This window comes from Stenotrophomonas sp. NPDC047960, from assembly GCF_043204395.1.
Classification (GTDB): domain Bacteria; phylum Pseudomonadota; class Gammaproteobacteria; order Xanthomonadales; family Xanthomonadaceae; genus Stenotrophomonas.
In genome coordinates this window covers 58,579-68,790 of sequence record NZ_JBIDBX010000008.1, presented here as the reverse complement: position 1 = coordinate 68,790, position 10,212 = coordinate 58,579, and the positions used below count along the sequence as shown (strand labels likewise).

General features: G+C 65.9%; 7 protein-coding genes. 5 read left to right on the top strand and 2 right to left on the bottom strand.

The window, feature by feature from the left end; translation table 11 throughout:
- Window positions 1-56 precede the first annotated feature (56 nt).
- Window positions 57-584: a DUF6622 family protein gene (locus ACGFZ3_RS16895; protein ID WP_392923741.1), complete on the bottom strand. Its 528-nt coding sequence runs from the start codon at window positions 582-584 to the stop codon at window positions 57-59.
- Between the two features lie 162 nt (window positions 585-746).
- Here ACGFZ3_RS16895 and ACGFZ3_RS16890 point away from each other — a divergent pair, with 162 nt between their 5' ends.
- Entirely contained in the window at window positions 747-1,034 is a 288-nt protein-coding gene (locus ACGFZ3_RS16890; protein WP_392923738.1) for a hypothetical protein, read from the top strand.
- 18 nt (window positions 1,035-1,052) lie between these two features.
- Window positions 1,053-2,684: a hypothetical protein gene (locus tag ACGFZ3_RS16885; RefSeq protein ID WP_392923735.1), complete on the top strand. Its 1,632-nt coding sequence runs from the start codon at window positions 1,053-1,055 to the stop codon at window positions 2,682-2,684.
- Window positions 2,685-2,883: 199 nt separating this feature from the next.
- On the opposite strand, the gene ACGFZ3_RS16880 is transcribed toward ACGFZ3_RS16885, so the two are convergent.
- Entirely contained in the window at window positions 2,884-3,744 is an 861-nt protein-coding gene (locus ACGFZ3_RS16880; RefSeq protein ID WP_392923731.1) for a LysR family transcriptional regulator, read from the bottom strand.
- A 100-nt stretch (window positions 3,745-3,844) separates the two neighbouring features.
- Here ACGFZ3_RS16880 and ACGFZ3_RS16875 point away from each other — a divergent pair, with 100 nt between their 5' ends.
- The 3 genes from ACGFZ3_RS16875 to ACGFZ3_RS16865 are packed head-to-tail and all read left to right on the top strand — an operon-like array spanning window position 3,845 to window position 10,015.
- Window positions 3,845-4,591, top strand: coding sequence for an SDR family NAD(P)-dependent oxidoreductase (locus ACGFZ3_RS16875; protein WP_392923727.1), 747 nt, complete (start codon window positions 3,845-3,847; stop codon window positions 4,589-4,591).
- A 15-nt stretch (window positions 4,592-4,606) separates the two neighbouring features.
- On the top strand, window positions 4,607-6,136 hold the full coding sequence (locus ACGFZ3_RS16870; RefSeq protein WP_392923724.1) for an MFS transporter: 1,530 nt from the start codon (window positions 4,607-4,609) through the stop codon (window positions 6,134-6,136).
- A 57-nt stretch (window positions 6,137-6,193) separates the two neighbouring features.
- Entirely contained in the window at window positions 6,194-10,015 is a 3,822-nt protein-coding gene (locus tag ACGFZ3_RS16865) for a M48 family metalloprotease (protein ID WP_392923720.1), read from the top strand.
- Window positions 10,016-10,212: the final 197 nt, after the last annotated feature.

The window sequence follows — 10,212 nt, the reverse complement described above, 5'->3', positions numbered from 1 at the left end:
GCATGCCCCGCAATCGAAGAGGCGCCACCCACGTTCGAGGTCATTCCCGGCGTGCCTCAGCCTGAAACCCGCACGTCATTGCCCGGCGTTGCTTGGCGCCACGCGGCCACGTAACGGAGGTACTTGCCGATGAAGATCCCGGTGAAACCGCCCGACAGCAGCAGATAGGCAGCGCGGAAACCAACATCCCCCGCGAGCGTCGGCGACATCGCCAGCGCGGATTCAAACCCGTACTTCACCGCGAACGTCACCAGCAGCAGCGGCAGCAGGCTGTAATCCGCACTGCGCCACAGCTTTCCGGTTGCCCGGTTCGCGGTCAGCGTCGCCCGGCGAAGCATCATCCAGCCGATGCCCGCCCCCGCGCCGATCCCGGCCAGCCACAGCCCCCATGCCTGCCAGGAGGTGCCATAGCGGGCACTGATCGACCACAGGCCCCACGCGGTGAACAGCGCAGGCACCACCGCCAGCCTCCCCAGCGTGATCTCACCCGGCTTCATCGCAGCAACGCCGCGCGTAATCAGGAAGACCAGAAGCGCCCACACCCAGAGCGGGGTGTGCGAAGCGAATTGCTGCAGCATGTTCATGGAGGTTCCTTGGCTTGGGGTGGGGGCCGGCAGTTCAGCGCCGTGACGGAATGGAGTAATTCTCTCTTTGGGCCAAAACGGAACAAGTGACAGCTGTCAGCCATCGGGAAGTACAGGTTGGCGGCTACCATAGGCGCCCTCCAGTACGCTCAAGATGGCCGGATGACCAAGCACGACACGGACGCCACGCAACGATTCGACGCCCCGGGCATCAGCCTTGGCAGGCGTATCCAGCGCATTGCCCAGTCGGGCCTACTGGCACTCGCTCTAGGCATCGCGCCGGCATGGGCGGAAGAACCCCAGACATTCGTCCTGCAGGCCAGCGGGTTCGATAGCGGCCTGGTCGCCAACGGTCAGGGCCGGTTGATCCAGGAGTGGCCGGGGCGGCCGCAGCAGGTTGCTCCGCATCGCTGGCTCGTCGTGGATTTCGAGAGGAGCGGCAGCGTGTGATTCGATGACGCTGGCCGCGTGTCATTGAAGGGCCCGTATGTAGAGCTCCGATCCGATGCGCCATTCGAACGTCACCCGGACGACCCAGACGAAGCACCATTGTTCAGCACGTGGTCCAGGGCAGGGACCGCCCTGTTACGTGCCGATGGAAGCACTTTCCTCGACTGGCAGCCGGGCAGCGGCGAATGGGCCATCACGGCGCACCCGCAACGCTACAGCTGGCGCTCGCGGGAAGCGGGCGAACGCATTTTCGATGCGCGTGGGCAGCTGCGCATGCAGTTCGCAAAGGGCGAGCTCCGTGCTGCAGGCCCGTTCCCGGAACGCAGTGAGTACCTGGTCTGCGACCTCAACCCGGGCACGCCCTGCGCGCTGCGCGATGAGGCAGGAAAGACGCTGTGGACCGAGCACATCGACAACCTGATCCCGCTCGATAACGGCGGCTGGCTGGGATTGCAGGGCAGGGCATGGCGCCGGCTGGATGCGGGCGGCCAACTGACCGGAGATCGCGCGCTCATCTACGTGGTGGGCTACTCATCGGCGCGGTCGCGTAGCCCCGCGTCTGAAGACCTGGGCAGCTGGCCGCGCTGGGCCACCGAATACCACGTCATCCGCGAAGACGCAGAAGGCATTTTCGCGAATGAAGCCGACGCCGTGCACGGCCTCATGTACCCGGATGGGCGCTTCCAGGCAATCGCCGGTGCGACTTCCGGCGAGGAGATCTGCCCGGGTATATGGCGCACGCGCATGGGCGATACCGGTGACACGCTGGTTGATGCCAACGGCCAGGTGCTGGGGCCCTTCACCGCCTACGCCTGGAAGGAGGTCGAGGGGCGTCCCGAGCTACGGCAGGCGATAGCGGAAGATGGGCAGGAAACCCTGGTGAACTGCAGGGGAACGCTGCTGGCCCAGACACCACCGCTGAGCCGCCTGAGCGCGGAGGCCACAGGCTTCTTCGGCACGCTGGAGGGCGAATCCCAGCCACGACTGTGGCTCGATGCCGGGCTTGGCCAGCACCTGCTGCCAAAGGGCATGTGGATTGACCAGGTCAGCGCTGATGGTCAGTTGCTCCTCGTACGAAGCGACGCAGAGGGGTTTCGCCTGTATCACGTAAAGCGCGAGCGCTTTGTGGGCGAAGCCATCGGATATGCGGAAGCGCTCCTGCCAAGCGGGGTCGTATTGCTGCGCGATGGCTATTACGGCTTCATTGATGCTGACGGGATCGAGCGGCTGCCGGCTCGCTACACCGCGATCACCCCGTGGGGCGAAGACCGCCTGTGGACATCCCGCTACCTCGCCAATGACGCGCCAGGCAGGATCACGACACTGCATCGCATGGATGGCTCGGCCATCGCCAGCTGGCTCAATGCCTCGATGAACGACAGCCCCATGCTCCGCAACCTGCCCAACCAAGGATCACTGACTGAGCTGATCGGCCCAACCTTTGAAAGGCCGGACGGGGAGTACCTCGGCCAACAATGGGTAGACCGCAACGGCCGCACCCTGTTCCTGTCACTGCACTGCCAACGCGGCTCAAGGGAAACCGAAGGCAGCGTGATCGAGCCGCTCACCGGGCCCGCCCGACGCCAAGGCACCGATTGCCCAATCCCGGATGACATCCGAGCCGCAATGTCCGCGACCCGCACCAACTGAAACCGACGCGGCGTGGCAGGGTAGGGTCGGTTCCCAAACGACCGCCGATAACGGTAATCGGCGCGGTAACGCATGACCTCGAACCGAAAAGCGCTACTCGCGTTCGAGGTCATGCCCTAAAGAGTGATCACCACCCCGGCGGTTGATTGGGATGCAACCCTACCGATGGCCACATCGCGGTAGATCCGTTTCCAACTGCCTATCGCGGCAACACCTTCTCGGCGATATCGAGCAGCGCCCGCAGCCGATCCATGTGCCGAAGATCCTGGTGATACCCCACCCACACGTCCCTGCTTGGCGGATCCCCGAGCAGATCAATCCGATGCAGCCCCTGCACACCCTCAGCCAACGGTCGCGGCAACACCGCAACGCCATGGCCGCGAAGGCACATCTGCGCCTGAACGCTGCGGCTGGTACTGGTGAAGGCGCGCTTCGAATGCGGGAATCGATCCAGCAGCCAGGTGACATCCGGGAAGTGGGCCTGGGCTGAGTTCATCAGAATCAGCCGCACCGATTGCGGATCGTCGCTTACCGCGCGCACGGTCTCCGCCGAGCCATAGAGACCGTAAGGCATGCTCATCAGACGACGCTGGACGATGTCCGGCTCACTGAAAGGAATGATGCGGAAAGCAACATCAGCTTCGCGACGGGACAGGTCAAGCAGCCGATAGCTCGCGATGACCTCAGGCACTACGGCAGGGTGACGCCGCCCCAATTCAACGAAAACCGGCGCCAGGACATAAGCGGCGAACCAGTCCGCCGAGGATATCCGCAGGACCCCTTCGAGCCGTTCGTGGTTGCCCGCCAAACGCCGTTCCATGGAAAGCGCGGATTCCTCCATGGACTCAGCCAGGGACAGTACCGCGTCCCCGGCGTCCGTGAGCACAAGGCCGTTTTTCGTCCGGCGAAAGAGTGGCTGTTCGGCCTCTTCCTCGAGCGCCTTGATCCGCCGGCCCACTGTCGGGTGGCTCACGCCAAGGCTGCGGGCAGCCTCGCCGAGTGATTTTCCGCGCACGACCGCGAGAAATATCCGGATGTCGCTCCATTCCACGCCAGACACGCCCGTTCAAATATGTACGCAGAATATGCAGCAATGCCAGTCCACAAACAATCCTGTGGGAGCGACCATGCCCGCCTTGCAATCAACCTGGGCCCACATCATGAACAAGCTGAGCAACAAGGTCGCACTCGTCACCGGCGCTTCGAAAGGTATTGGCGCTGGCATAGCCCGCCGCCTGGCCAGCGACGGGGCGAAGGTGGTCGTCAACTACACCACCAGCGAACGCGAGGCGGCAGCACTGGTTACCGAGATCAAGGCCGCTGGTGGAACTGCACTATCGGTCCGCGCCGACGTTCGCAACAAATCGGAGGTGGATGCGCTCATCCAGTCCACCATCGCACGCTTCGGCGGGCTGGACATCGTGGTCAACAATGCAGGCATCTATCAGTTTGCAAGGATCGAAGACACCACCGAGGAGCTGTATCGCCAGCAGTTCGACCTGAATGTGCTTGGCCCGCTCCTCGTCGCTGGCGCCGCCGTGCCGCACCTGGGGCAGGGCGGGAGCCTCATCAATATCAGCTCTTTCGTTACCCGGATCCTGCCAGCCGATAGTGCGATCTACAGCGGCACCAAAGGAGCCCTCGACGCCATCACCGGCGTCCTCTCGCGCGAGCTGGGGCCGCGAGGAATCCGCGTCAATTCCGTGAACCCAGGCCTGATCGAAACCGACGGTACCCACGCCAATGGCGTGATGGGCTCGGAGTTCCAGACGTGGAACGAGCAGCAGACGCCGCTTGGCCGGATCGGACAGGTTGAAGAAATCGCGGCGATCGTCTCGTTCCTCGCATCCGGCGATGCTGGCTGGGTGTCGGGCGAGCACATCATCGCCTCGGGCGGCATGCGCTGATCTGCGGGTCCGACGATGAAGCCCTTGACCATCAATACCGACGCACACGTTACAGACTCGCGCCGCTGGCCGGCCCTTGCCGTGCTGCTTACTGGCACGCTGTTGCCGCCGCTCGACTTTTTCATTGTCAATGTGACATTGCCGTCGATTCGTGCAGACCTGCACGCATCGGAAGATGTCGCGCAGTTGGTGGTGTCGGTGTATGCGATGGCGTACGCCGTCACGCTGATCCTCGGTGGCCGTCTGGGCGACATCTACGGACGTCGACGTACGTTTGTAGGGGGCATGCTCGGGTTCGGGCTGGCGTCCACCCTCTGTGGCCTTGCCGACTCGGCCGCCGTGCTGGTCATTGGCCGGCTGCTACAGGGCATCTCGGCCGCCGTAATGGCGCCACAGTCCCTGGCATCCATCCATGCGCTGTTCCCGGCGAGCGAGAAGGGCCGTGCGCTCAGCCTGTATGCCGCCACGTTCGGGTTGGCTGCGGTGGGCGGCCAGCTGCTGGGGGGCGTGCTGGTCTCGACAGATCTCTGGCATACCGGCTGGCGCAGCGTCTTCCTGATCAATCTCCCCGTCATCGTGCTGGCTGTACCTGCCGCACTGATCCTGGTGCGCGAAACAAAAGGGGCGACAGGGGAGGGCATGGATTACCCCGGTGCACTGCTGCTGGCGTTGGGCGTGCTGGCGCTGGTGGTTCCGCTGATTGAGGGCCGCGAGCATGGATGGCCGTGGTGGAGCCTGGTCCTATTGATGCTGAGCCCGGCGCTTCTCATCGCCTTCTGGCGTAACGAAAAGCACCGCGAACGAACAGGCGTTTCCGCACTGGTGCCTCCCTCGGTCATATCGGCCGCCCCCGGCTTCCGCCTTGGCCTGCTGGCAGCGGTCCTGTTCTATGCGCTGGCAGCGTTCTTCCTTACCTTCGCGGTCTACCAACAGGCCGGGCTCGGCCGGAATGCACTGGCAGCGGGGCTGGCGATTCTTCCGCTCGGGATCGGACAGTTGTTGGGGCCAACGTGCGGGCTGAGGCTCTCGCGATGGTTGGGTTCAAGCGCAGCTTCGTTCGGTATGAGCCTGGAGGTCGCGGGCCTGCTCCTGGCGGCTGGGTTGGCGGCGACGGGCAAGCCGCTCCTGCTCCAACTTCCCCTGTTCCTCATTGGTATTGGACAGGGTATGGCCCTCCCTGCGCTGGTGCGACTGAACGTTGATCGGGTGGACCCCCGCTGGGCGGGCCTGGCAGCGGGCAGCGTCAGCGCCGCGATGCAACTTGGCGCCGCGCTCGCAGTCGCGTTGGTGGGCGGGGTCTTCTTCTCGCTCGCACCTGACGGCGCAAGTGCGGACGAGGTCAGGTCAGGCTTCGCTGTGGCCTGCCTGATGATCGCAATGGCGATGGGAACGGCGGCGATTCTCTGCAGCAGGCTTGCCGCTACCGCCCCAGAACCGGGCATGACGCCGGAGGGTGGGATCGGTTCCCAAACGCACGCAGCGGCAGATGCACACCCGCCCATTAATGTGCACAATCCCCCGGGGACCGGGCATGACGCCGGGTAAGCTCCATGCCACGTCCGGGGGGACGGCAAGGAGCAGGACAACAGGGGGATATACATAATGGATTCGCTCTATCCGGCGGGGCCGTCGGCCGTGCCCGCGCAGCTCACCGCACCCAGCTCCGCCTACCGCCGTCATGCATGGCTGGCCGTGGCCGGTCTGCTCGGTTTCGCCATCGCGTACTTTGCCTTGATGGGCTGGTTCGGCTGGACCGCCTACCGGGTGTTGCGCACCCTGCTGGCCGGCGACAGCGGAAACTCGCTGGCCAACGTCATCGTCGGTGCGTTCGCCCTGTTCCTGGCCGCCTTCATGGCCAAGGGGCTGGTCTTCCTCAAGCGTGGCCAGGCCTCCAAGGACATGGAGCTCAAGCCGGCAGACCAGCCCGAGCTGTTCGCCTTCCTGCACCGACTGGCCGACGAAGCCGGCGCGCCGCGTCCCAAGCACGTGTACCTGTCGCCACGGGTCAACGCGGGCGTCTTCTATGACCTCTCACTGGTCAACCTGCTGCTGCCCTCGCGCAAGAACCTGGACATCGGCCTGCCGCTGGTGAACGCACTGAATCTGGGCGAGTTCAAAGCCGTGCTGGCCCACGAATTCGGCCACTTCGCCCAGCGCACCATGGCGGTGGGGCGGTGGGTGTACGTGGCCCACCAGATCGCCAGCCAGCTGGTGGCCCGGCGCGATGCGCTCGACACCATCCTGGCTACCGTTTCGCGCCTGGACCTGCGCATCGCGTGGGTGGGTTGGCTGCTGTCGCTGATCGCGTGGGCCATCCGCTCGCTGGTGGATACGGCCTTCAGCGTGGTGGCGCTGTCCGAGCGCGCCCTGTCGCGCGAAATGGAGTACCAGGCCGACCTGGTAGCCGCCTCGCTGGCCGGCAGCGATGCCCTGGTGCATGCCTTGCACCGCTTGGGCGCGGCCGACGATGCCTGGGGCAGGACGCTCAGCTTTGCTTCGCGCGAATTCGCCGCCGGCCATGCCGTGGCCGACCTGTTCGCCGTGCAGACCCGCATGCTGGCCAACCTGCGCCGGGTCTCGCCCGACCCCCTGTATGCCGAACCGCCGCAGCTGCCCGAACGTGAGCGCGAACAGCACCGCGTGTTCCGCCAGGCCATGGTGCGTGCACCGGAAATGTGGTCCACGCACCCGGCCAACGTAGACCGCGAAAACAACCTCAAGCGCCGCTACGTGGAAGCGGCCATCGACGAACGCCCGGCCATGCTGCTGTTCCGTGACGCCGACGCGCTCAAGCACCAGCTTTCCCGCGACATGCTGCGCGAAACCCCGCCGGCCTTTGAAGACGGTGAAGAATCGCTGCGCCGGCTGGATGCCGAATTCGACATCCGCGCCCTGCAGCAGCGCTACCAGGGCACCTACCTGCGCCGCTCGTTCGTGCGCGGCGTGGCCACCCCGGCCGAGCTCTTCCTGCACACCCTTGCGCCGCTGAACGACGCCCAGATCCGCGAGCGCATCACCACCCTCTACGCGCCCGCCCATGGCAAGGCGCTGCAGCAGCTGCAGCTGCTGGAGGACGAGCGCGCCACGCTGGAGGCTGCCCGCGCCGGACACCTGCGCGCATCGGGCAACCGCGTGCATTGGCGCGACCAGGTGCTTGACACCTCGCGCCTGGGCCCGGTGATCACCACGCTGGATGCGGAGATCGCCCCCCTGCGCCAAACCGTGACGAAGCACGACCAGGAATGCCGCAGCCTGCACCGGCTGGCCGCACGCCGCAGCGGGGCAGAGTGGGAGGCACTGCTGGAAGGGCAGGTGGCCCTGCTGCACTTCTGTGAGCACACCGAAGCCGACCTGCGTGACGGGTACGGGGTGTTCGTCAACGTGCTGCAGGTAGTGACCGCCGACAAACGCGTTTCCAGGAACGAGCTGCGCCGGCTGATCGTGGCTGCCGGCCGCGTGCAGCAGGCCCTGGTCTTCATCTACGACAGCGCCCGCAGCTGCGTGATCGATGAGACCGTGATCGCGCACGGCGGCAAGCCGCTGGCGGAAGCCCTGGGCAAGCTGGGCCTCGCCACGCCGGCAGAGGGCAACATGGACAACTGGATCCAGCACGCGAGCGACTGGGTCAACCACACCTGCAACGTGCTGTCGCAGCTGCGCGCGGCAACGCTGGAAGCGCTGCTGGCCAACGAAGACGCCGTGGTGGAACGGCTGGATTCGGGCGAACTGGCACCCGCTGCGCCGGCCCCTTCGCGCCCCCCCAAGGGCTACCCGGTGCTGCTGCCCGGCCAGGAGCGCAAGCTGCAGACCAAGCTGGGCTGGTGGGACCGGTTCCAGACCGCAGACGGCTGGGCCGCCGGCGCCGCCCGCGCTACGGCCGCAGCCGCCATCGTGGTGGGCGTGCTGGTGTTCGGCATGCTTACCGGCAGTGCCACGGTCTCGCTGTACAACGGCCTTGCCACCCCGGTGCAGGTCACTATCGACGGCAAGACCGTCGCACTGGCGCCGCTGGAGAGTGCCACCCTGGATGTGGACCCCGGTACCGCGCACAAGGTGGTCACCCATACCGCAGACGGGCAGCTGATCGAGTCTTTCGACAGTGAACGCATGACCGGCCGCTCGCACTTCACCTACAACGTGGCCGGCGCCACGCCGATGGTCCAGTGGTCGGCCGTGTATGGCGGCGCAACCGCAGACCCCGAGCGCCAGTTGGGCGCACAACGCTGGGCGGCCACCAGTGCCGACATCGTCCTCGAGGAACCGCCGGAATCCATCCAGACCCAGAAGCATTCCAATGGCGGCAAGCGCTCGGTGGTAACGGCCGTCGGCGACTTCTCGCCGCAGCGGCAGGTAGGCATGGTCTCCGATGAAAGCGAGCGCGAGGCGATGATCCTGGCGCATGCGCGCTGGGATGCGCCGGAGTCGCGCCACCTGACCACCTGGCTTGCCATGGCAGCGAAGAACCCGGCGACCCTGCAGGGCATCATCGACGAGCGGCTCAAGCGCCATCCCGAAGACGTCGCAACCATGCGGATCGAACAGAAGCTCAGCGAGAGCAACGGCGTCAGCGCCGCCTGCGAACGCCACAAGCAACAGGCCGCGCGCGAACCTTCCTCTGCGCCGTTTGCCTACCTCGCCATTCGCTGCATGGCCGACAGCCCCGAGCAGGACGAAGCCTTCCTGGCCGGGCATCGCCGCTGGCCGGAGAACCCGTGGTTCGCGCTGGCCGCCGGCTACGTGCTGGCCCAACGCACCGACTGGGCCGGTGCCAACGAGGTCTGGACCCAAGCCGCGGCGGTGCCGCAGACGGCCGAGTTCACCGCGCTGGAACTGGCGCGCGTGCGGCGCATGCTGGGTGCCAGCAATGGCGCACTTGCAGCGCTGGCCAGGGAATCGACCCTGCTGGCCAACATGCTGGCCCTGGAAAGCAACGAAGCCGACGGCACGCCCTATGAGGCGTACTACCAGCTCGACCAGGGCGAGTACCAGCGCGCATTGAGCCTGGCCGAGACCGACGCCGAACTACTGCCACGCATCGTCCGCCTGGTAGCCGCTTCCGACGGCGCGCAGGGCGACTGGGTCAAGCAGGCCATGGGGCTGCCGGAAGAGCAGGGGATTGATCCGGATTCGGTGTGGAGCATGTGGGCATTGGCTCTGCGGCACGGCGGCAACGAAGCGGCGTGGCGCGAGAAGGTGCTGGCCACCGATCCCCGGGAAGCCGCACGCGTGGTGGCGTTCGTCGATGCCGTGCGCGCCAACGCCAGCGTGCAGCAGGCAGAGAACGCACTCGGCCGCGTCAGCCCGGCCAATCGCGGCTACGCCTACACCGTTGCAGCGGTGGTGCGAGGCGAATCGTGCCCGCAGGCTTGGCGCGAAGGCGCCAAAAAGCTACTCTTCGGCACCGAGCGCCCGCACCTGATGTAAGCCACAAGGCACGGCGAGAACCGCTCTCGCCGTGCCAAGCCGCGTAGCGCCGACCTATGCGGGACCGGGCGCCGCCTGGCGGTGGTAGGGGCGGTCGCCAGACGACCGCCCTCAAAACATCAACACCCGGTAACGCATGACCATGAACGAAGCGCTGCCGGACAACACAATGACCGCAAAGATGCGCGGAACACTGG